The organism is Psychrosphaera ytuae (assembly GCF_017638545.1).
GTDB classification, from domain to species: Bacteria; Pseudomonadota; Gammaproteobacteria; order Enterobacterales; family Alteromonadaceae; genus Psychrosphaera; species Psychrosphaera ytuae.
The window spans coordinates 1,701,895-1,723,005 of sequence record NZ_CP072110.1; the positions used below are offsets into that span (position 1 = coordinate 1,701,895).

At 42.8% G+C, this 21,111-nt stretch carries 22 protein-coding genes; 10 read left to right on the top strand and 12 right to left on the bottom strand.

Features of this window, described 5'->3' with window-relative positions; all coding sequences use genetic code 11:
• Positions 1 to 131 precede the first annotated feature (131 nt).
• Positions 132 to 449, top strand: a complete 318-nt coding sequence (gene metJ, locus J1N51_RS07460) for a met regulon transcriptional regulator MetJ (RefSeq protein ID WP_208829939.1) — start codon at positions 132 to 134, stop codon at positions 447 to 449.
• 58 nt (positions 450 to 507) lie between these two features.
• On the opposite strand, the gene J1N51_RS07465 is transcribed toward metJ, so the two are convergent.
• From J1N51_RS07465 to J1N51_RS07475, 3 genes are all read right to left on the bottom strand, one after another.
• Positions 508 to 1,737 (bottom strand): malic enzyme-like NAD(P)-binding protein, encoded by a 1,230-nt coding sequence (locus J1N51_RS07465; RefSeq protein WP_208829941.1) that lies wholly within the window; start codon positions 1,735 to 1,737, stop codon positions 508 to 510.
• 417 nt (positions 1,738 to 2,154) lie between these two features.
• A complete protein-coding gene (rpmE, locus tag J1N51_RS07470) occupies positions 2,155 to 2,367 on the bottom strand; it encodes a 50S ribosomal protein L31 (protein ID WP_208829943.1) in 213 nt (70 codons plus the stop codon).
• 123 nt (positions 2,368 to 2,490) lie between these two features.
• The gene (locus J1N51_RS07475) at positions 2,491 to 2,829 is read right to left on the bottom strand and encodes a hypothetical protein (protein WP_208829945.1); all 339 of its coding nucleotides are present in this window, start codon (positions 2,827 to 2,829) and stop codon (positions 2,491 to 2,493) included.
• Between the two features lie 103 nt (positions 2,830 to 2,932).
• Between J1N51_RS07475 and priA the strand changes: the two genes are divergently transcribed.
• The 5 genes from priA to J1N51_RS07500 all read left to right on the top strand — a co-directional run bounded on the left by priA (position 2,933) and on the right by J1N51_RS07500 (position 8,754).
• Positions 2,933 to 5,191, top strand: coding sequence for a primosomal protein N' (gene priA / locus J1N51_RS07480; RefSeq protein WP_208829947.1), 2,259 nt, complete (start codon positions 2,933 to 2,935; stop codon positions 5,189 to 5,191).
• 73 nt (positions 5,192 to 5,264) lie between these two features.
• Positions 5,265 to 5,810 (top strand): SPOR domain-containing protein, encoded by a 546-nt coding sequence (locus tag J1N51_RS07485; RefSeq protein WP_208829949.1) that lies wholly within the window; start codon positions 5,265 to 5,267, stop codon positions 5,808 to 5,810.
• 73 nt (positions 5,811 to 5,883) lie between these two features.
• A complete protein-coding gene (hslV, locus tag J1N51_RS07490; RefSeq protein ID WP_208829951.1) occupies positions 5,884 to 6,402 on the top strand; it encodes an ATP-dependent protease subunit HslV in 519 nt (172 codons plus the stop codon).
• 53 nt (positions 6,403 to 6,455) lie between these two features.
• Positions 6,456 to 7,790, top strand: a complete 1,335-nt coding sequence (gene hslU, locus J1N51_RS07495) for an HslU--HslV peptidase ATPase subunit (protein WP_208829953.1) — start codon at positions 6,456 to 6,458, stop codon at positions 7,788 to 7,790.
• A 127-nt stretch (positions 7,791 to 7,917) separates the two neighbouring features.
• The gene (locus J1N51_RS07500) at positions 7,918 to 8,754 is read left to right on the top strand and encodes an MBL fold metallo-hydrolase (RefSeq protein ID WP_208829955.1); all 837 of its coding nucleotides are present in this window, start codon (positions 7,918 to 7,920) and stop codon (positions 8,752 to 8,754) included.
• Positions 8,755 to 8,790: 36 nt separating this feature from the next.
• Here J1N51_RS07500 and gpsA read toward each other — a convergent pair whose 3' ends face one another.
• Genes gpsA through J1N51_RS07520 form a run of 4 tightly spaced genes read right to left on the bottom strand, consistent with a single transcriptional unit; the run spans position 8,791 to position 11,046 of the window.
• A complete protein-coding gene (gene gpsA, locus J1N51_RS07505) occupies positions 8,791 to 9,819 on the bottom strand; it encodes an NAD(P)H-dependent glycerol-3-phosphate dehydrogenase (protein ID WP_208829957.1) in 1,029 nt (342 codons plus the stop codon).
• Between the two features lie 6 nt (positions 9,820 to 9,825).
• On the bottom strand, positions 9,826 to 10,314 hold the full coding sequence (gene secB, locus J1N51_RS07510; RefSeq protein ID WP_208829959.1) for a protein-export chaperone SecB: 489 nt from the start codon (positions 10,312 to 10,314) through the stop codon (positions 9,826 to 9,828).
• 31 nt (positions 10,315 to 10,345) lie between these two features.
• Positions 10,346 to 10,606: a glutaredoxin 3 gene (gene grxC / locus J1N51_RS07515; RefSeq protein WP_208829961.1), complete on the bottom strand. Its 261-nt coding sequence runs from the start codon at positions 10,604 to 10,606 to the stop codon at positions 10,346 to 10,348.
• An 8-nt stretch (positions 10,607 to 10,614) separates the two neighbouring features.
• Positions 10,615 to 11,046 carry a rhodanese-like domain-containing protein gene (locus tag J1N51_RS07520; protein ID WP_208829963.1) on the bottom strand — a complete coding sequence of 144 codons (432 nt, stop codon included), beginning with the start codon at positions 11,044 to 11,046 and terminating at the stop codon, positions 10,615 to 10,617.
• A 143-nt stretch (positions 11,047 to 11,189) separates the two neighbouring features.
• Between J1N51_RS07520 and gpmM the strand changes: the two genes are divergently transcribed.
• The 3 genes from gpmM to J1N51_RS07535 all read left to right on the top strand — a co-directional run bounded on the left by gpmM (position 11,190) and on the right by J1N51_RS07535 (position 14,981).
• Complete coding sequence (gene gpmM / locus J1N51_RS07525; protein ID WP_208829965.1) at positions 11,190 to 12,719, top strand: 2,3-bisphosphoglycerate-independent phosphoglycerate mutase; 1,530 nt, start codon at positions 11,190 to 11,192, stop codon at positions 12,717 to 12,719.
• Positions 12,720 to 12,857: 138 nt separating this feature from the next.
• Complete coding sequence (locus J1N51_RS07530; protein ID WP_208829967.1) at positions 12,858 to 14,015, top strand: murein hydrolase activator EnvC family protein; 1,158 nt, start codon at positions 12,858 to 12,860, stop codon at positions 14,013 to 14,015.
• 120 nt (positions 14,016 to 14,135) lie between these two features.
• Positions 14,136 to 14,981, top strand: coding sequence for a divergent polysaccharide deacetylase family protein (locus J1N51_RS07535; RefSeq protein ID WP_232842764.1), 846 nt, complete (start codon positions 14,136 to 14,138; stop codon positions 14,979 to 14,981).
• Positions 14,982 to 15,044: 63 nt separating this feature from the next.
• On the opposite strand, the gene J1N51_RS07540 is transcribed toward J1N51_RS07535, so the two are convergent.
• From J1N51_RS07540 to ftsY, 5 genes are all read right to left on the bottom strand, one after another.
• On the bottom strand, positions 15,045 to 15,872 hold the full coding sequence (locus J1N51_RS07540; RefSeq protein WP_208829968.1) for a DUF2797 domain-containing protein: 828 nt from the start codon (positions 15,870 to 15,872) through the stop codon (positions 15,045 to 15,047).
• Between the two features lie 121 nt (positions 15,873 to 15,993).
• Positions 15,994 to 16,860, bottom strand: a complete 867-nt coding sequence (gene rpoH, locus J1N51_RS07545) for an RNA polymerase sigma factor RpoH (protein WP_208829969.1) — start codon at positions 16,858 to 16,860, stop codon at positions 15,994 to 15,996.
• A 273-nt stretch (positions 16,861 to 17,133) separates the two neighbouring features.
• Positions 17,134 to 18,120 (bottom strand): permease-like cell division protein FtsX, encoded by a 987-nt coding sequence (ftsX, locus tag J1N51_RS07550; protein ID WP_208829970.1) that lies wholly within the window; start codon positions 18,118 to 18,120, stop codon positions 17,134 to 17,136.
• A gap of 27 nt (positions 18,121 to 18,147) precedes the next feature.
• Complete coding sequence (ftsE, locus tag J1N51_RS07555) at positions 18,148 to 18,849, bottom strand: cell division ATP-binding protein FtsE (protein WP_208829972.1); 702 nt, start codon at positions 18,847 to 18,849, stop codon at positions 18,148 to 18,150.
• 200 nt (positions 18,850 to 19,049) lie between these two features.
• Entirely contained in the window at positions 19,050 to 20,378 is a 1,329-nt protein-coding gene (gene ftsY / locus J1N51_RS07560; RefSeq protein ID WP_208829974.1) for a signal recognition particle-docking protein FtsY, read from the bottom strand.
• 105 nt (positions 20,379 to 20,483) lie between these two features.
• On the opposite strand from ftsY, the gene rsmD reads away from it, so the two are divergent.
• Entirely contained in the window at positions 20,484 to 21,110 is a 627-nt protein-coding gene (gene rsmD / locus J1N51_RS07565) for a 16S rRNA (guanine(966)-N(2))-methyltransferase RsmD (protein ID WP_208829976.1), read from the top strand.
• Position 21,111: the final 1 nt, after the last annotated feature.

Below are 21,111 nucleotides of genomic sequence, written 5' to 3' on the forward strand. Positions count from 1 at the left end.
TTTTCATTAGTCAACCATCTAGACGTCTAAATCTTTAGAAATCGATCGTTTGACTAATTTTCTTAATCCAATACAATTTCACCAACTAACGACAAAGGTCGTTTCAGCAGTAACTCATTAACAGGTGTTTTATGGCTAAGTGGAACGGGGAATACGTTCACCCCTACGCAGAACATGGAAAAAAAGCGGAAAAAGTTAAAAAGATCACGGTATCTATCCCGCTCAACGTATTAAAAGTGCTGACCGACGAGCGTACTCGTCGCCAAGTGAACAACTTGAGACATGCGACAAACAGTGAATTGTTGTGTGAAGCTTTTTTACATGCGTTTACAGGTCAGCCGTTACCTTCGGATAACGACTTACGCAAAGACAATCCGGAACAAATCCCAGAGGAAGTAAGACGTATTCTTACTGAAATGGGTAAAGAGATTCCAGATATTGAAGACTAGCACTCAGCCAGTTTGAGGAGACCGCCAATGAGACCACTCATTGGCGGTTTTTTTATGCCTACTTGGCAAGAGGAATTTGTGCAACCCCACTATCTACCGCAGCTTGCGCAACAGCTTTAGCTACTTTATCGAGTAACCTCGGGTCCATAGGCTTTGGAATAATGTATTGAGGGCCAAACTCTAGCTCATCAACACCTGCCGATTTTAATACCTCTGCAGGTACAGGTTCTTTAGCTAGGCTCCGAATAGCTTCAACAGCAGCCACTTTCATTTCATCGTTAATTGAAGTCGCTCGGACGTCTAATGCGCCTCTGAAAATAAAAGGAAAACACAAAACATTGTTTACTTGGTTTGGATAATCAGAGCGACCTGTTGCCATGATTAAATCGTCGCGTTCTTTTAACGCGAGTTCAGGTTTGATTTCTGGATCTGGGTTCGAACAAGCAAAAACGACCGGATTCGGTGCCATTAGTTTAAGAGCTTCAGGGGACAACAGATTTGCTCCAGACACACCAACAAACACGTCAGCTCCGGTAATAACGTCTTCCAACGTTCGTTTGTCGGTATTATTGGCAAATAACTCTTTGTACTCGTTAAGATCATCACGACGAGTGTGAATGACGCCTTTTCTGTCTAACATGTAAATGCGCTCACGCTGTGCGCCACACTTAATTAATAATTCCATACAAGCAATGGCCGCAGCACCTGCACCTAAGCATACAATTGTACAGTCAGGTAGGTTTTTACCTTGTATTTCTAATGCGTTGAGCATACCCGCAGCTGTAACTATCGCCGTGCCGTGCTGATCATCATGAAAAATAGGTACTTTACAGCGACGCTTTAACTCTTGCTCAATTTCGAAACACTCAGGTGCTTTAATGTCTTCAAGGTTGATACCACCAAATGAGTCAGCAATCGCGGCAACCGTGTTTATAAACTCATCAGTTGTTCGGTGACTTACTTCAATGTCGAACGAGTCGATATTAGCAAAGCGTTTGAATAACAGCGCTTTGCCTTCCATCACAGGCTTACTTGCCAAAGGGCCTAAGTTTCCTAGACCTAAAATTGCCGTACCGTTACTAATTACCGCAACTGTGTTGCCTTTTGCTGTGTACTTGTACGCATTATCTGGATCGGCAGCAATTTCTCTTACCGGCTCGGCGACACCAGGACTATATGCAAGAGCTAAGTCTCTGGCATTTTCGGCTGGCTTGGTAAGCGAAATACTAATTTTACCGGGAACCGGCTGGCTGTGATAATCGAGTGCTTGCTGCTTAAAATCTGTCATGGCGATACTTCCAAAGGCGTGAATGAGTTTTCCACTCTAGCCGATAAAATTATTAGACTCGACAACAACTTACTGTTCAAAAACTCATCAGACCAGTTGGTTAAAAAATAACAACATTGATGAAATATACGACTAAAGTCGTAGATGGTTAAATCATATAAAAATTAGAGTAGTTACTTTAATTTGGTGAAACTTAAGCTAAAGATAACGATGAATAAACGATTTTAGCAGTCAATCGAAGCAGAAGAATATCAATTAAGAATGAAAGTTATTTACTACGGCCACAAAATCCGCCTCACTTCAGTTGAGGTCGGTTTTTGATAAAATGGCAATCACAAAACCCCATAAAGGGTACAAACTTGGGATTTCAGGCACAAAAAAAGCACCCGAAGGTGCTTTTTTCTGAAGGTACAAAAATTACTTTTTGCCCAACATGCTGAAACGCTTCTTGAAGCGGTCAACACGACCACCAGTGTCAACGTTACGTTGCTGACCTGTGTAGAACGGGTGACACGCAGAACAAACGTCTAAGTGTAAGTCTTTACATACTGTAGAACGAGTAACGAACTTGTTACCACAAGAACAAGATACGTTGATTTCTTCGTACTTAGGGTGGATATCTTTTTGCATGGGATTACCTCATTGGGCCGTATCGCCATCCGGTCACCTAAAAATGTGCCGAATACCATACGAGATTAATATAAATTTAAGGGCGCGAATTATAAATGGTATAGAGCAAAGATCAAGCACTAATTAACGTCTAGCGTGACGCTTGTTTTCTTGCGCTTTGTGGATCTGTGCCACCTGCTCTGGGTTTAGATAAATACTGCTGCCTGGGTAAGGCTGACCAAACTGATAATTCCAATTGGCAGGCTGAAACTCTGAAACTAAGCGATTGACTCGGTTACATAATTTGTTTTTAGGTCGAAAACCAAGACGCTTTTCGTATTGTTTTAAAAAGTTATCTTCTACTTGCTCAAAAGCAAGAATACAATAACCTTCAGTTGAATAGATGCGAGCCTCTTTTGCCTCTGTTACAATCGAAACCGTACCTATCAATATTGCAATTAAAACACTAACTAGAAAACGCATGTTGACCCTACTTGACCCGTATTTAGGAAAAGCTTAATTTATAACATTGTCAAGGTAAGTGATTGTTCACTTGTTGTCAAGCGTAGCAAAGGCCTGCATATAAATGACCTTATTTTCAGAACCCATTCTTCATGTCGCATTACCGGTTCCGCTGCGCCGTCTGTTTGACTATGCTTTTCCTGCTGGCTTTGACAATCAAGTTGATGAAAAAGTTCAAAGTTTTTCTGCAGAAACTAAATTTGATCAGTTAGTTGGTCGCCGAGTTGTTGTTCCTTTCGGTCGTCAAACTTTAATCGGCGTAGTAATTAAGGCTGATCACAATACAGACCAAGATCTGAGTAAATTAAAAGCGGCGCTTGAAATCTTAGACGACGAACCGACCATAAACCCTGAACAAATGGCGTTACTCGAATGGGCCAGCAAGTACTATCAGCACCCAATCGGTGACGTGTATTCTGCGGCTATTCCTGGAGCCCTTCGTACAAACAAAGCTATCATCGACTTATTGCCTAAAGTGTTGGTGAAAACAGATGAGTTTCCCGCTCGGAAAGAATTAAATAAAAATGCCAAGCAGCTATTAAAACTGCATGATTTATTAACGGAAGAACCAAGTACATCAGGATTTAGTCTTTCTAGAGCTAACTTAACTGAACGTGAAGTACCTAGTACTACAATTAAAAAATTTGTCGATAATGAATGGGCCCAGTGGCAAACAGCGCATACTTCTGAGGTCACTGTTACAGAACAAGATTTAAATGAAGGCCTACAGCTAAACACCGAACAAGCCCTAGCTGTAACTGCGATAAACTCAGCCGAGCACTACCAAGGGTTCTTGCTCGATGGCGTAACAGGTAGTGGTAAAACAGAAGTGTATTTACAGGCCATCGCCAGCAGACTGCTCAAACAACAACAAGTGTTAGTTTGTGTGCCAGAAATAGGCCTGACACCACAAACGATCGCACGTTTTCAAAAGCGTTTTAATGTACCTATTGCTTTATGGCATTCCGCCATGACGGACAAACAGCGCTTCGAAACATGGCAACAGTGTCGCTCAGGAACAGCTCGAATCGTTATAGCGACACGCTCAGGGATTTTTTTGCCGTTTAAATCACTCGGAATGATCATCATCGATGAAGAACACGATGCTTCATTCAAACAACAAGATGGTTTTAGATACCACTGCCGAAGCATGGCCTTGTACCGTGCACATAGATTAAACATTCCTGTTGTATTGGGCTCTGCAACACCAAGTTTAGAAACGTTGCAAAATGTCGAACAAAACAAATTTAGTCTGCTCGAATTAAGGCAACGTGCCGGGGGAAGTCAACTACCGACGATGCGCTTGCTTGATTTAAATCGTTGCCAAAGCCAAGCGGCCATTGGCCAGCCATTGTTAGACGAAATCAGCCAACAGTTAAAGAATGGCCATCAGGTCATGTTATTTATCAATCGACGCGGCTTTGCACCAGTATTAATGTGTGAAGAGTGTCATTGGTTAACTGAATGTAGCCGCTGTAGTAGCTTTACTACCTTCCATCGTGGCTCAGGGCTGCTAATTTGCCACCACTGTGGTTTTCAACATCCCACCTTAAAACAGTGTTTGGGATGTGGTTCTACTCGTTTAACACCGGTTGGGGTCGGAACCGAACAAATCGACCTGCAACTCAAAGAGCTTTTTCCAAATGTTGACGTTGTCCGTCTTGATCGTGACAGTACCAGTAAAAAAGGTGAGTTTGACGACAAGCTCAACCTCATTAATCAAGGCAAGCCGATGATCATTGTCGGTACCCAAATGATTGCTAAAGGCCACCATTTTCCCAACGTCAGTTTAGTTGGTATTGTCGATGTCGACGGCGCCCTATTTAGTAGTGACTTTAGGGCACCTGAAAAACTAGCCCAACTTGTTGTTCAAGTCGCTGGCCGTGCGGGCCGAGGATCCATTAAAGGCCAAGTCTGGTTGCAAACCAAGTTTCCCGAACATCCAGTGATCCAAGATTTGGTCAACAATGAATATCGTGATTTTGCCAAATACGCTCTAAATGAACGTAAAATGCTCAAGTTACCTCCCTACTCTCATCAAATCATAATAAGAGCAGAGTCGACTCACAATCAATTAGGTCACGAGTGGCTTGCTGGGCTCGCGCATTACTTGCAAGATTATGAGGGCCTGTTAATGTTGGGACCTACACCTGCACCAATGACCAGAAAAGCAGGTAAATTTAGACATATGCTCACGATCCAGAGTGAATCTCGGCCATATTTACACAAATTGGTCAATTGGTTGTTAGAGAACTTGGATACCATCCAAAAGGATAATAGAATCCGCTGGACGGTTGATGTTGATCCTATCGATGTCAGCTAATTGAGAATGTAATTATTTAAAATGTAATTTTTTACATTGTTTTATCGATGTCATTATTAAGGCTCCCTGCCCCATGAAAAATAAAGATTTTGTTGGTTCGAAAAAACGAAACACTCGCGCCAAACCAGAAGCACCAGCTCGTCGCCCTTTCCCGGTTGTTAAGTTTTTGGTTGTCATTTTGTTAGTCGCTGGTTTTGTATTTGGCTTAAACTACATCCAAGGCGACTCTGAAGCGTTTAAACAAGAGCAAGAACAGCCACAAGTTACACCGAAGAAAAAGACCCAAAAACACATTCCTCCCCCACCAGAAGACGAAGAGTGGGAGTTTATTGAAGAATTAGAAAACAAAAGTGTCCAAGTCGAAACCGAAGAACTCGAAGACAAAGGACCGTTTAAGATGCAATGCGCTAGTTTCCGAAGTGAAGAAGACGCAGAGCAACTCAAAGCCAAAATTGCGTTTACTGGGTTCGAGTCCCAAGTACACAAAACCCAGGGTACCTCAGGTGTCTGGTACAAAGTTGTACTGGGCCCCTTTGACCGTAAACGCGATGCAGAAAAAACCCGTCATATCCTAAAGCGAAATGACATTCGCGGTTGTCAAATTTGGCTGTGGCGTTAATCAATAACGCCACTTGAAATCCTCGCAAACAGCCCTACATAAGCTAGACTAATCAAAAAATCTGGAGTGGATAATGACCACAATTGTTTCCGTACGACGCGGTGATAAAGTCGTACTTGGCGGTGATGGCCAAGTGTCTCTTGGTAATACAGTTATGAAAGGCAACGCTGTCAAAGTCCGCCGTTTATATCGAGGCAAAGTACTTGCTGGTTTTGCCGGTGGTACTGCTGATGCCTTTACACTATTTGAAAAGTTTGAAGCCAAGCTCGAAATGCATCAAGGTCATCTAACAAAGGCCGCTGTTGAACTCGCTAAGGACTGGCGTACTGACAAAATGTTACGCAAATTAGAGGCTTTACTTGCCGTTGCTGACGAAACTGCCAGTCTCATCATTTCTGGTAACGGTGATGTCATTCAACCAGAGCACGACTTGATTGCGATTGGTTCGGGTGGTCCATTTGCCCAAGCCGCTGCGACCGCACTTATCGAAAACACCGATTTGAGTGCCCGTGATATCGTCGAAAAAAGTTTGAACATCGCTGGCTCGATTTGTGTATTCACTAACACAAACTTGGCGATTGAAGAGCTATAAGCCAAGCCCAACGATTTAATTACAAGATAGAATTTAACAATAAAGGGTATTCCATGTCTGCAATGACCCCAAGAGAAATTGTTCACGAATTAGACCAACATATTATCGGTCAGAACGATGCCAAACGAGCTGTTGCCATCGCATTGCGTAACCGCTGGCGTCGCATGCAGCTAGAACCGACGCTGCGCACAGAAGTGACACCAAAAAACATTCTGATGATTGGTCCAACAGGTGTTGGTAAAACAGAAATTGCTCGACGCTTAGCTAAATTAGCCAACGCTCCATTCATCAAAGTAGAAGCGACTAAGTTCACCGAAGTGGGTTATGTCGGTAAAGAAGTTGAGTCGATCATTCGTGATCTCACCGAAATCTCGGTTAAATTAACCCGTGAAAGCGCAATCGAGAAAAACAAATACAAAGCGGAAGAACTAGCTGAAGAGCGTATTTTAGATGCTTTGTTGCCGCCGGCTCGAGACAGCTTTGGTCAAGTTGTCGACAACGAACAACCAGAAAGCTCAACTCGCCAAGTGTTGCGCAAACGTTTACGCCAAGGCGAATTGGATGACAAAGAGATCGAAATCGATTTAGCCGAAAAAGAAATCGGTGTTGAGATCATGGCTCCTCCAGGCATGGAAGAAATGACCTCACAGCTTCAAGGCATGTTCCAAAACCTATCAGGTGGCAAAACCAAAACTCGTAAATTAAAAGTCGGTGCGGCATACAAGTTATTAGTAGATGAAGAAGCCGCTAAGCTGATCAACAACGATGACCTAAAAGAACAAGCCATTGAAGCCGTAGAACAAAACGGTATCGTCTTTATCGACGAAATCGATAAGATTTGTAAGCGTGAAGGTGCCAACAGTGCCGATGTTTCACGCGAAGGGGTTCAACGTGACTTGTTACCACTTGTAGAAGGTTCGACGGTTTCAACCAAGTACGGCATGGTCAAAACCGACCACATGTTGTTCATTGCTTCAGGCGCGTTCCAGATGAGCAAACCTTCTGATCTTATTCCTGAGCTACAAGGCCGTTTGCCTATTCGCGTTGAGTTGAATGCCCTTACTCCTGAAGATTTTGAGCGCATTCTTACCGAACCTAACGCATCACTCACTGAGCAGTACATTGCTTTATTAGCAACAGAAGGTGTTACGGTTAGCTTTAGCGAAGATGGCATCAAGCAAATCGCACAAGCTGCCTTTAAGGTAAATGAAAAGAACGAGAACATTGGTGCACGTCGTTTGCACACTGTACTTGAGCGTTTGATGGAAGAGATTTCATTCAACGCGTCGGATAAAACCGGTGAGACCTTTGTTATCGATGCCGAATTCGTTAAATCTAATTTAGACGAAGTCGTAGAAGATGAAGACTTGAGTAAGTTTATTTTGTAACACTTACCTTAACGCCATAAAAGCCGCCGTTTTGTTTAAACCGCGGCTTTTTTTATGCCAGCATTAAAAATTGTGTTAGGGTTTTGATGCTCGGTCACAAATTGTACAGAGTCAAAGAAGGAAAAGTATGAAAATACGATTTTTTGGCAATCGCGCTGGTATTCCGGTACCAGGACCTAACACCAACAAATACGGTGGCAATACCTATTGTTTTGTTGTTTCTAATGAAGCGGGACAGCAATTGGTCATTAACGCGGGATCAGGTATTCGCCTGGCAAGCACACTATTTCAACAAAATTCCATTAACGGAATCCATTTACTTCTGAGCCAAAACCATTGGGATCACATTCAAGGCTTTCCGTTTTTTGAACCTATATACGACCGGCACAAGACCTTATTTATCTATCCGCCCGACCAAAATGATCACCACGAAACCGCCATCATGGAACAAATGGCAAAAAGTTTTAGTGCGACTAAATTTCATCAACTACCAGCCACAATCACCATCAAAAAAACGCGATTTGAGGGCGTAGAACCAGTTGAGGTCAATGGCTTTAATGTTCAAAGCATACAGGTAAACCACCCTGAGGGTGGCAGTGCATTCAAAATCGAAGCCGATGGAAAAACCCTAATCATAGTAACCAACAATGAGTTATTTGCACCGACGTCTCATTGTTTTCATGAGTTTGAAGAGTGGAGCTTATTTTGTAGTGGAGCTGATTTGTTGTTACACGATGGCCGCTTTATGAATCACGAAATGGTTAACAAAATTGGTCAAGGTCACAGCTGTATAGATGATGCCATGAAACTAGCAACAGCAGCAGAAATAGGTATGTTAGGAATTATCGGTCACGATCCAAATACCGATGATGAGATGATTGATCAGATAACTCAATCGCTATTCGAGCAGCGGCCAGAGTTTAGTTTTTTCTTCGCAAAAGAAGGCCGAACCATGTACGTCTAAATCGATGTACTACTATTCGGCCAGTCTTTTATTGAATTAACACAAGTTGTTTTCGCTTTTAGGATCGCGTGCCAACAGAGCCATTGCAGCATGAGCGGCTGGTTTTTGTTGGTATAACACTTGATAGATTTGCTCAGTGATAGGCATTTCTACGCCTGTTCTCTCAGCAAGCATGAACACTTCTTTGGTATTGCGGTAACCTTCGACTACCTGACCAATTTCTGTCATAGCTTCATCGACAGACTGGCCTTTACCTAGCGCTAGTCCAAAACGGCGATTACGAGACTGGTTGTCGGTACAAGTCAGTACCAAGTCACCCAATCCTGCCATGCCCATTAACGACTGAGGATCTGCGCCTAACGCCGATGCCAATCGCATCATTTCAGCCAGGCCACGGGTGATAAGCGCTGTACGAGCATTTGCACCAAAACCAATGCCATCGGCCATACCGGCACCAATAGCGATAACATTTTTAACTGCACCGCCTAGCTGTACTGCAATAAAATCATTATTGCTATACACCCTAAATTTGCGTTCGCAATGTAATAAAGCACAAAGCTCCAGAGCAAACTCTTCGTTTTCAGAAGAACAAGAGATGGCTGTTGGCAGTCCAGCTACCATTTCTTTGGCAAACGTTGGTCCAGACAAAACAGCATAAGCTGGCTGTTCGCCTAGTACGTCTTTAGCTACGTCTTGGAGTAATCGACCTGTCTCAGGATCAAGGCCTTTAGTCGCCCAGCAAAGTTTGATGTCAGGTTCGTCACTCGGAAATAAAGGTTTGATTTGGTGTAGTAAGTCAGCAAATACGTGGCTTGGCACAACCACTAAGTGAATGTCCGCGTTTTGTACCGCTTCTTTTAGATCAGATGTAACTTCTAATGATTTTGGAAAAGTCGCACCGGGTAAGTATTTACTGTTCTCTCTACTCGCTTGCATGTCCGCGACTTGTTGCTCATCACGGCCCCACATAATCACTGGGTGGCCATTTCGGGCAAAACAAAACGCAAGAGCGGTGCCATAAGACCCCGCTCCCAATACTGCGATTTTATATTTACGCATGCTCATGATGAATTACGAGTCTAACGACTGGCCTTCTTGAGCTTGTTGCTGTGCTTGTTGCATGTATTGTGCAAACAATGCATCAAAGTTAACTGGAGATAGGTTCAACGCAGGGAACGTACCACGGTTAACTAGGTTAGATACAGCTTCACGTGCATACGGGAATAGTGTATTTGGACAGAATGCACCTAACATACCAGCAACCTGTTGCTCTGGCATATTGCCAATCACAAATACACCAGCTTGTTGTACTTCAACTAAAAACGCAGTTTGGTCTTCAATCGTTGCCGTTACGGTCACTGATAATACAACTTCAAAAACACCTGGTTCTATTTGAGTGCTTTTGTTGTCTAAGTCTAACTTGATCTCAGGCTTGTATTCTTTAGTGAAAATCGTAGGCGCGTTTGGAGACTCGAAAGATAGGTCTTTAAGATAAATACGCTGAATTGAAAATTGTGGTGCTGCTTGCTCGCCTTGAGCCGCTGTGTTTTGGTCTGTCATGACAGTATTCCTGATAGTTTCCTGAGATTTATTATAATGCTGCTAGTAATTCGTCTAGCTTATTTTGTTGTTCTAGTGCGACTAAATCGTCACAACCACCGACGTGGTGTTCACCGATAAAAATCTGTGGCACCGTAGAACGACCCGAAGCACGTTCAATCATAGGTGCTCTCAATTCTGGCTGTTCGTCGATTTTGATTTCGTTGTAGGTCACTTGTTTTGAATCTAAGAGTGCCTTTGCACGGACACAATACGGACAATACGTTTTAGTGTAAATATCTACTTTACTCATTAAGGGACCTATTTGCTTTTAATTACTGGTAAATTTGCGCTTGTCCAAGTTTGCATGCCGCCAGTTAATACTGACACATTTTCAAAACCTTGCTTTGACAAGACTCGCGCCGCTGTTTTTGCAGAAATACCGGCGTTGCACACTACTACAATTGGGCTCTTCTTTTGTTTTTCAAGTGCACCCAATTGCTCTTTGTTGATCTTCTCTAGAGGCAAATTGATCGAATCAGTAATGTGACCATTGTTAAAATCCACAGGCTTGCGAATATCAACAACGACCGCATTTTCGCGGTTAACCATCATCGTCATCTGGTGACTGTTAACCATTTTAATACCCGACATTGCACCGTTTACGTAACTCGCAACTAACAGCACAAATAAGATAACCCAAGCCGATGCCATGATCGGGTGGTTACCCAAAAACTCAATAAATTGTGTCATTTAATGTATTCCATTTTTACAACAAAAGTCGCGCGATTATACCCGCTTATGGGGCATAGTCCAAAAGCTAAATTTTTGTACATGTTGAGTAATTGACGTTAGAATAAACAGTCTAAATGTCACTTGTATGAATTAGGAAGAATATGTCTAACAAAAAACCATTTGTGCTTTGTATTCTCGATGGTTGGGGCCATCGCGAAGAGACGTCAAACAATGCCATTGCCAATGCCAACACCCCTGTACTGGATAATTTGTGGAGTACACGTCCAAGTACGTTAATTTCGGGGAGCGGTATGGACGTAGGCCTGCCTGACGGACAAATGGGTAACTCAGAAGTTGGACACGTAAACCTAGGTGCTGGCCGAGTGGTATACCAAGACTTTACTCGTATTTCAAAAGCCATCGACGATGGTGATTTTTTTACTAATGATGCATTAGTTGGTGCAGTTAAAGGTGCCGTCAATAACGCTGGTGCCGTGCATATTTTTGGTCTTTTATCTCCAGGTGGCGTTCACAGCCACGAAGACCATATTCATGCAATGATCAAATTAGCCGAACAACAAGGTGCCAACAAAATTTACGTGCACGCCTTTTTAGATGGCCGTGATACACCACCTCGTAGTGCCGAAAAATCCATCGCTGCGCTAGAAGCCCACTTTGCAGAGACTAAGTCAGGCAAAGTTGCGACACTAATTGGCCGTTATTACGCAATGGATCGTGACAATCGTTGGGACCGCGTAGAACAAGCCTACAATCTATTAACTCTAGGTGAAGGCCAATTTGAAGCCAATACCGGCGTCGAAGGTCTTCAAAACGCCTATGACCGAGACGAAAACGATGAGTTTGTCAAAGCAACAGTGATTGGCGATAAAGTGACGATTAATGACGGTGACAGCATTGTATTTATGAACTTCCGTGCTGACCGCGCTCGCGAAATTACTCGAGCGTTCGTCGAGAAAGAATTTGATGGTTTTGAGCGTAAAGTAACCCCTCAGTTACACGATTATGTGATGTTAACTGAATACGCAGCCGATATTGATACAACCGTCGCCTTCCCGCCAGTTGCTCTTAATAACGTTATGGGTGAGTGGTTAGCTAAACACAATAAAACTCAGTTGCGAATCTCTGAAACAGAAAAATACGCACACGTAACCTTTTTCTTCTCGGGTGGGCGTGAAGATTTGTTTGAAGGTGAAGACCGCGAACTGATCCCATCTCCGCAAGTAGCCACATATGACCTACAACCAGAGATGAATTCTGAAATGCTAACAGACAAGCTGGTTGAAGCGATTAAGTCAGGAAAATATGACTTTATCGTTGTTAACTACCCTAACGGTGACATGGTTGGTCACTCGGGTGTATACGAAGCAGCAGTTAAAGCCTGTGAAGCGGTAGACGCCTGTATCGGTCGAGTAGTAGAAGCATTAGAAGAAGTCGGTGGTGAAGGTATTATCACCGCTGACCACGGTAATGCAGAACAAATGAGTGACCCTAGCACGGGCCAAGCGCATACTGCACACACAAGTGAGCCTGTACCATTTATTTATGTTGGTCGTGACGCTAAGCCAGTTGAAGGTGGCGTGCTTAGTGACGTTGCCCCGACTATCTTAACGTTAATGGGTATGGAGCGTCCTCAAGAAATGACTGGCAAACCACTGATGCTAGTTGATTAATTGAGCGTAGCTTGATTAGATAAGGGTTAACGGTTGTTAACCCTTTTTTGTGACCGTTTTACTCGTTAGCATATAACCCGCAGTTTGAAATTTTAGTTTGGGAACCGTTATAACATGGGCAGGAAGTCGCCAATCACTTTGTCATCATTACGACCATTATTATTTGTTCATTTGTGGCTGGGCATCTCTGTCCTACTCTCTAGTACTTCAGTGCTCGCCAATGACAACAAAAGCCAACTAGAAAAGTCGAATGAGCGCCTGGCTCAAATTCAACAGCAAATCGAAGCACAAGCCAAGAAGCTAGACCAACAAATTGCCAAAAAATCGAGTCTAGAAGCCGAGTTTCAACGTGCCGAATTAACCGTGTCTAAAGTCGCATTAAGTCTTAAACAAACAGACAACAAGCTAACGGCTGTTAATGACAAAATTGACAAGCTCGAAACCGAACAGAACAAACTCAATCGACAAAAACAGCAACAACAAGCCGTATTGGCGGATATGGTTCGAACCGCGTATTTAAACGGCAAACACGATTACACCAAGTTATTACTCAATCAAAATGACCCAGCCCAGCTTGAACGTCTGATCACCTATTATCGAAAGATGAACGACGCACGGGTAAAACAACTCGAAGACATTCAGTACACCCTCACTCGTTTACAAGAAATAGCCGATACTCTCGCCAGTGAAAGACAGCAACTATTCGAGTTAAAAGAACAACAAAAACAAGAGCGCCAATCTTTAGTCGCCAGCCAAAAGCAGCGCCAAACCGCACTCAAAAAGCTCAACGCGAAGATCAAATCAGACGCCAGCCGACTTGAACAACTACAAGCCGATCAGCAGCGTTTAGCCAAAGCAATTGAAGAAGCCGAGCGAAATGCAGTACCAAGACCTGAAGATTTAGCGGGTCTTTATAACTTAAAGAAAAAGCTCAAATGGCCGGCGAAGGGACGCATTAGTAAACGCTACGGTCAACGTCGCCAAAGTTCGATGCGTTGGAAAGGCGTGATGATTGATGGTCAACTTGGTGCACCCGTTAACGCAATTGCCGATGGTATTGTGATTTATTCTGACTGGTTAAAAGGCTTTGGATGGGTGACTGTGGTTGATCATGGTAAAAAGTACATGAGTCTTTATGGTCACAACCAAGCATTATTAAAACAGGCCGGTGACTTTGTTGAGAAAAACGAGCCGCTCGCTCTTGTTGGTCAAAGTGGTGGTAAGTCAGAGCCAGGTTTGTATTTCGAAATTCGTTATAAAGGAAAAACCGTTGACCCAGCTCGCTGGTGTCGGTAGATTAAAATCGTTATAATCGAGCCAATCGCTGACAGGTGATGGACATCAAAAGAAAAGTGTCTATGGCTGAGTCAGTAAAATAAAAATTAGAACAATAACAAATACATAAAAATTATTGTCGTGCGCAAAATTATAAAATTTATCGGCAGGAACGCCGTACGTGTTGGCCTTGTCACGTCTGTAGCACTGAGTTCGCTCTGTGTTTGGGCAGTAGACGCTAAAGAGCGTTATTTCGATCACAATGGCAAAATTGCCATCGTTATTGATGATATAGGTTACAAACACTCAGACAAAAGATTACTCGATATGGAGGCTCCGCTAACTTTTGCGGTGCTTCCTCATACGCCTTTGGGTGCTAAATACGCGCAACTCGCTGCACAAAATCAACGCGACGTCATTATTCATTTGCCAATGCAAGCACACGATAACAATCGTTTGTTAGGTCCTGGTGCTTTGTTGACTGACATGAACAAACAACAGTACCAACAAACCTTGCTGCAAGCACTTGAAGACATTCCTTATGCTATCGGTGTAAACAATCACATGGGTAGTTTATTGACTCAAAAAGAGCGCCCAATGTCGTGGACCATGGAGCTTTTGCGTCAACACAACATGTTCTTTCTCGATTCAAAAACCACAAATCAAAGTAAAGTTGAACAAGTAGCATTGGAATGGGGCGTTAACACCTTAGACCGCAACATCTTCTTGGATCATCACAAAGATCCCGCATTTATCCGAAAACAGCTCGCAAGAACGATTAATATTGCCAAAAAATATGGCTCTGCTATTGCGATAGGCCACCCATATAAAGAAACCTATGAAGTTCTAAAACAAGAACTACCTTATCTCGAAGCCCACGGCGTAGAGTTAGTTCCACTTTCAAGCTTGTTGCCGACCGCTCCAGTTATTCAGTTTGCTGGTCAGCGACCGGATTACGATCCGAAACAAGATATCGGTAGCGAATAACGCACACCTATTAGATACAAAAACACCGACTATTAAAGTCGGTGTTTTTCGTTTTAGTAATTACTAAGCTGAAGCTGTTTCTACAGCGACTTCATAGGACGTAAACTTACGGACATTAATAACACCCGTATCGAAGATCAGATATTGACCTTTTATGCCTTCAAGAACCCCTGAAACAACCGGCTCTTTATCAAAGTTATGAGATTTTATTTTAGTAGGGTACTCAGTAACTGGGTAACTCAAATCAACAATAGCTTCATCTAATAACTCAACGGCATCTTCGCCAAATTTCAATTTAACTTCTTCTAAGCGCTCACTTATCTGTGGGATCAGCTCTTTGGCTTTTTCCTTTAGATCCATCGGCTCATTTTCGCCTTTTAATAACGCGCGCCAATTGGTTTTGTCGGCAATAAATTCGGCCAGTGCCGTTTCTACTAAGCCTGAAGTAAGACGGGTATTTACTTTAAAAATTGGCAAAGCTTGAGTTGCACCTTGGTCTACCCAACGAGTTGGAATTTGAGTATGACGTGTAATACCGACTTTTAAGCCTGACGTATTTGATAAGTAGACATAGTGAGGGATCATACAATTGGCTTCGCCCCACTCCGGTTCCCGGCAAGTCCCTTCAGCATGGTGACAAGTTTCTGGTTTCATAATGCACATGTCACATGCAGCGAGCTTTTTCATACAAGGAAAACAAAATCCTTGAGAAAAGCTCTTTTTGGTTTTTTTGCCACAGTTTTGGCAGTGGATATTACCCGTGTGAGTTAACGTCAATCTCTTACCAATTAAATCATTAAGTGGTAACAACTCATCACCGACAGGTAATGAATATTGAATATTGCTGTCTGCGCCGACATTCGAGCGCATTTTTTTTAAGGTACCTAACATCGTGGGTCCTTTTGTTTTAAGTGTGTTTGTTGGGTGTTAGCAGCATTTTAAAAGGACAGAAAACAAAAAACCAGCCGAAGCTGGTTTTATCAATCTTACATTCAAATGTCAGTTAGCTCGATTACGCTGCCAACAGAACTTGGATTTTTTTCATTGCGTTCTTTTCTAACTGGCGAACACGCTCAGCAGAAACAGAGTACTTGTCAGCAAGTTCTTGCAAAGTTGTTTTGTTGTCTTCGTCTAACCAGCGGCTGTACAAAATATCTTGGCTGCGGTCATCTAACGTTTTGATAGCAGACAACAAACGTTGATTTGTGTGTGTTTCGTATTGCTCATCAGCAACCGTTTGGGCAACGTCCGAATTATCCGCCTCTAAGTATAAAGAAGGTGAGTACGGTGCAGCTTCTGAGTCTTCGTCATCAGCACCCATATCAAACGCCATGTCGTAGTTGCTCATGCGCGATTCCATTTCTAGCACTTCTTTTTTAGAAACGCCCAGTGAATCTGCTACATTTTCAACTTCTTCGTTGCTGAACCAGCCTAAACGCTTTTTGTTCTTACGAAGATTAAAGAACAATTTACGCTGTGCTTTAGTTGTTGCAACTTTAACGATGCGCCAGTTTTTAAGCACAAACTCGTGAATTTCCGCTTTAATCCAATGCACAGCAAAAGACACCAAGCGTACACCCACTTCTGGGTTAAAGCGTTTAACCGCTTTCATCAAACCGATATTACCTTCTTGGATAAGGTCGGCTTGAGGTAAACCATAACCTGAATAACTGCGTGCAATATGCACAACAAAACGCAAGTGAGACATGATCAACTTACGAGCAGATTCTAAATCGCCATCTTCATAGAGTTTGTAAGCCAAGTCACGCTCTTCTTCGGCGGTCAGCATATCAATGCCACTTACGTAGGAAACATACGACTCGATGCTACCTGTTTGAGGCGTTAAAGCTAGTGCCATTGAATTATCAACTTGATTCATTATGAAGCTCCTTTAGAAACCATTATTGGTTAACTGAACTCGATATTAGCACTCTCACTTAAAGAGTGCTAATTTTATTTAGACTATTTATAGAATAAAAAGATCTATCTAATCCAAGCCTAAATAACAAAAAAAAATATGCTTTAAAATCATGTATTAATGGTAAATGTTTGGGTAAAAATAAGGCGGTATGTACAAATACCGCCCGTCATTTTGCGCTGTTCTGCATCATTTTCTCTTCGATAGAGTGTACGCAGAAAGTAAAAAAGCAGATTAATCTAAGGATGGTTCAATTTCTTTAATGTGACGATGCACCGACCAAAATGCGCCAGAAAAACCGAGCCCAGAAGCCACAAGCATCAGAGTAATAAACTCAGAAAAGTTTAGCCCTTCTATTTCAAAGTCAGCCATATACAAACCTGAAATATCCACTAATGCCGATTGCATCCACCAAACCACAAAAGCCAATACAACAAATGCGATAAAGCCACCCATTAAGCCATACCAAATACCTGTGTATACAAATGGACGCTGAATGAAGGCTTCAGTAGCACCGACAAGCTTCATCACTTCTATTTCTTCTCGACGAGAAATAATCGATAAACGGATGGTATTGCCTATGATCAGTACGACAGAGACCAAGAGTAAAATAGCCACTGTAATCACCGACTCTTCTAGCATGCTAACAATCGCATTGAGTCTTGCTAGCCAGTCGATGTCGAGCTTGCCAAAGTCTACTTCGCGTTCTTTTTGTAGCTTGTAGAGTAAATTCTTAGCTGCCTGCGCTTGACGATATTCAGGTTGCGGGGTGACGATTAAAGACGCTGGTAGAGGGTTTTCGGACAAATAGTCCATTGCATTACCAAAGCCAGATAACTTTTTAAATTCTTCTAATGCGTCGGTCTTACTGATGTATCTCAGCTCTTCTACTTCATCATAAGCGCTGATACGACGGATAGCACTGGATATCTGCTGTTCTGTCAGCCCATCATTTAAAAATAAACTTATCTCTGACGCGCTTTCCCACTGAACATTTATAGACTGCACGTTTTTGACAATGATGTGTAAGGTCGCAGGTAAGGTTAAAGATAAACCCATCACCAAAATTGTCATTACAGACGCTATCGGCGTTCGCCATATTTCACCAAGGCTAGTAATGATTTGACGGGCATTGTTGATCCAAAAGTAAACAAAACGTCGCAATGGGCTGATTTTCTTATCTCGGGCACCGGTCTGCTCTGCGTTAAATAAAATACTCATCGTTTTACTCTCTCTTTAACGCTTGGACTAAAACCCTAAGGTTTCGTTTTCGGGTTGTAAGGACTGTTGTAAACCATCATTAATCATACGCCCTTGTTTTAAGGTTAAGGTGCGATTGCGCATGCGCGCTATCAAACCCAAGTCGTGGGTCGCGATAAGTACCGACACGCCAACGTCATTAAACTGTTGAAATACATTAATGATTTCTTTCGATAATTCAGGGTCAAGGTTACCCGTAGGCTCATCGGCCAATAACAATGGCGGCTTATTTACCACAGCTCGAGCGATACCAACACGTTGCTGTTCACCGCCTGATAATATTTTTGGTAAACATTTGGCTTTATCTAATAGCCCTACTTTGTCCAACGCAGCATGTACGCGCTTAGCAATCTCACCTTGGGTGTAACCCTCGATAACCAGCGGTAAAGCGACATTGTCAAAAACAGTATGCTCTTGCAGTAAACGGTGGTTTTGAAAAATCATGCCGATGTCACGTCGCGCATACGGAACTTGGCTTGGAGTAATTAGGTTGAGGTTTTTGTCGTTGATGAAGACATTACCAATCGACGGGCGCTCTATCATGCTGATAAGCTTTAGTAAGGTACTTTTACCTGCACCAGAGTGGCCCGTTAAAAAGGCCATTTCACCCTTGGCGACTTCAAATGATACTTTTTCTAATGCTTTAAAACCACCCGGATAGGTTTTACTGACTTGTTCAAATCGGATCATGCGCGTCCCTATCTGTCCCCAATGTTTGTTGCCTATTTTGACATTTATTATTATTTTTGTGTGTATCACGCCTGTATCAATGACGTCACTTTACTGTTGTTCAGATATCAATTTTCGACAGCTGTAACGCGGTTATAGACTAACCTATGAACCGCGTATAAAAAAGACTCAATTGGTCAATTTCAATTAATCACTTTGGATTAATCAAAAAGCGCATCGATAAAGGCCTTGTGCTCGAAGGTGCGCAAATCATCGACGCTCTCACCAACACCGATATAACGAATAGGGATGTTAAATTGCTCGGCCACCGAGAAAATAACACCACCTTTCGCAGAGCCATCTAACTTGGTCAATGTAATGCCTGTAAGACCGACGGCCTCGTTAAAGATTTTGGTTTGGCTCATGGCGTTTTGTCCGGTTGTCGCATCAATCGTTAACATCACCTCGTGTGGCACGTTTTCGTTGATCTTTTTAAGTACACGAACAATTTTTGACAACTCTTGCATCAAGTTGTCTTTGTTTTGCAGTCGACCAGCCGTATCAGCAATCAATACATCTGCGCCTCGCGCTTTAGCCGCTTGATAAGCATCAAAGATCACCGACGCACTATCCGCGCCTGTGTGCTGAGCGACAACAGGTACGTCATTGCGTTCGCCCCAAACTTGTAACTGCTCTACCGCAGCAGCACGGAATGTGTCACCCGCTGCCAACATAACTGACTTACCCTGTTGCTGGAACTGTTTAGCCATTTTGCCGATGGTCGTGGTTTTACCAACCCCGTTTACGCCCACCATCAAAATAACAAACGGACCATCATCATTGTGCAACACTAGCGGCTGGTCGGCTTTTTTGAGGATCTCGGTCATTTCATCTTTCAACAAACCGTACAATGCATCTGCGTCTTTTAACTGTTTGCGATCAGCATGGTCAGTCAAACGATCAATCAGCTTCATTGTTGTATCCATGCCCACATCAGACATCAACAACTGAGTCTCTAGTTCTTCGTATAGGTCATCATCGATTTGCTTACCGGCAAATAGCGATAAGAAACCACCACCAATTTGTTGGCGTGTTTTTGATAAGCCGCGCTTTAGACGCTCAAACAAGCCCAACTTAGGTTGTACTTGTTCTGTTTCTACAGCTTGCTCTGTTTCTACAACTTGCTCTGTTTCTAGTGCTTGTTCTGTTTCTACAGCTTGCTCTGTCTCTACAGCTTGCTCTGTCTCTACAGCTTGCTCTGTCTCTACAGCTTGCTCTGTCTCTACAGCTTGCTCTGTCTCTACAGCTTGCTCCGTTTCTAAAGCTTGCTCTGTCTCTACAGCTTGTTCTGTTTCTACAACTTGCTCTGTTTCTACAACTTGCTCTGTTTCTAAAGCTTGCTCTGTCTCTACAGCTTGCTCTGTTTCTAACGCTTGCTCTACTGGTAGATCTTGAACTGTCTCTTGTGTCGATTCTGGAGCAATCTGTTGTGATTCTTCTTTTTCTTTGTCCTTTTTAAACCAAGAAAAAAAACCTGACTTCTTTGCCATTAAAAAAACCTTTAAATGTGAACGCTAGAGCGGGATAATATCGCGCAATAGTAACGTAATTTGTGGCAGATTTTAACTGTTCAATCGTATATTAAAGGCACAACCTTGAAAGCATCCTCAAATTTTCCAAACCGAACCAAAAAGAAGCCAGCAAAAACCACCAGCAAAGGTGAAATTAGGCTGATTGGTGGACAATGGCGTGGGCGCAGACTTAAGGTACATGACAAAGAGGGGTTGCGACCGACCACCGACCGTTTGAAAGAAACACTCTTTAATTGGTTAATGACCGACGTGCGAAACGCAAAAGTATTGGATTGCTTTGCAGGCGCAGGTTCATTAGGGTTTGAAGCCGCCTCTCGAGGTGCCGAATCAGTCATGTGTTTTGAAAAAAACAAACAAGCTGCTCAACAACTTAAAGACAATTGCCAATTGCTTAACGCGTCTCAGCAGATTACGGTCAAACAAGGTGACTTTTTTCAACAAATAAAACACCTAGACGGTGAGTTTGACCTAGTATTCATTGACCCTCCATTTCATCAAGATTTTGTTGAACCAACGATTAAATTGCTACTCGAAGGCAACAAATTAAGACCAGGCAGTCTTGTTTACATTGAACAAGAGCAAGGTACCGGTTTCGATCTGGCACAATCGGACTGGCAAAATCAATTTGCACTAACCAAAAATAAAGATGCTGGCCAAGTCAAATCCCAACTATTTGAGTTTATTGGTTAAA

Excerpts from the sequence above, each read along its gene's own strand:
- rpmE (WP_208829943.1), bottom strand. The coding sequence starts at position 2,367 with ATGCAAAAAGATATCCACCCTAAGTACGAAGAAATCAACGTATCTTGT.
- ftsY (WP_208829974.1), bottom strand. The coding sequence starts at position 20,378 with ATGGCAAAGAAGTCAGGTTTTTTTTCTTGGTTTAAAAAGGACAAAGAA.
- J1N51_RS07520 (WP_208829963.1), bottom strand. The coding sequence starts at position 11,046 with ATGACACAATTTATTGAGTTTTTGGGTAACCACCCGATCATGGCATCG.
- secB (WP_208829959.1), bottom strand. The coding sequence starts at position 10,314 with ATGACAGACCAAAACACAGCGGCTCAAGGCGAGCAAGCAGCACCACAA.
- gpmM (WP_208829965.1), top strand. The coding sequence starts at position 11,190 with ATGTCTAACAAAAAACCATTTGTGCTTTGTATTCTCGATGGTTGGGGC.
- J1N51_RS07540 (WP_208829968.1), bottom strand. The coding sequence starts at position 15,872 with ATGTTAGGTACCTTAAAAAAAATGCGCTCGAATGTCGGCGCAGACAGC.
- J1N51_RS07475 (WP_208829945.1), bottom strand. The coding sequence starts at position 2,829 with ATGCGTTTTCTAGTTAGTGTTTTAATTGCAATATTGATAGGTACGGTT.
- hslV (WP_208829951.1), top strand. The coding sequence starts at position 5,884 with ATGACCACAATTGTTTCCGTACGACGCGGTGATAAAGTCGTACTTGGC.
- priA (WP_208829947.1), top strand. The coding sequence starts at position 2,933 with ATGACCTTATTTTCAGAACCCATTCTTCATGTCGCATTACCGGTTCCG.
- J1N51_RS07465 (WP_208829941.1), bottom strand. The coding sequence starts at position 1,737 with ATGACAGATTTTAAGCAGCAAGCACTCGATTATCACAGCCAGCCGGTT.
- J1N51_RS07500 (WP_208829955.1), top strand. The coding sequence starts at position 7,918 with ATGAAAATACGATTTTTTGGCAATCGCGCTGGTATTCCGGTACCAGGA.
- grxC (WP_208829961.1), bottom strand. The coding sequence starts at position 10,606 with ATGAGTAAAGTAGATATTTACACTAAAACGTATTGTCCGTATTGTGTC.
- gpsA (WP_208829957.1), bottom strand. The coding sequence starts at position 9,819 with ATGAGCATGCGTAAATATAAAATCGCAGTATTGGGAGCGGGGTCTTAT.
- metJ (WP_208829939.1), top strand. The coding sequence starts at position 132 with ATGGCTAAGTGGAACGGGGAATACGTTCACCCCTACGCAGAACATGGA.
- hslU (WP_208829953.1), top strand. The coding sequence starts at position 6,456 with ATGTCTGCAATGACCCCAAGAGAAATTGTTCACGAATTAGACCAACAT.
- rpoH (WP_208829969.1), bottom strand. The coding sequence starts at position 16,860 with ATGAATCAAGTTGATAATTCAATGGCACTAGCTTTAACGCCTCAAACA.
- ftsX (WP_208829970.1), bottom strand. The coding sequence starts at position 18,120 with ATGAGTATTTTATTTAACGCAGAGCAGACCGGTGCCCGAGATAAGAAA.
- ftsE (WP_208829972.1), bottom strand. The coding sequence starts at position 18,849 with ATGATCCGATTTGAACAAGTCAGTAAAACCTATCCGGGTGGTTTTAAA.
- J1N51_RS07485 (WP_208829949.1), top strand. The coding sequence starts at position 5,265 with ATGAAAAATAAAGATTTTGTTGGTTCGAAAAAACGAAACACTCGCGCC.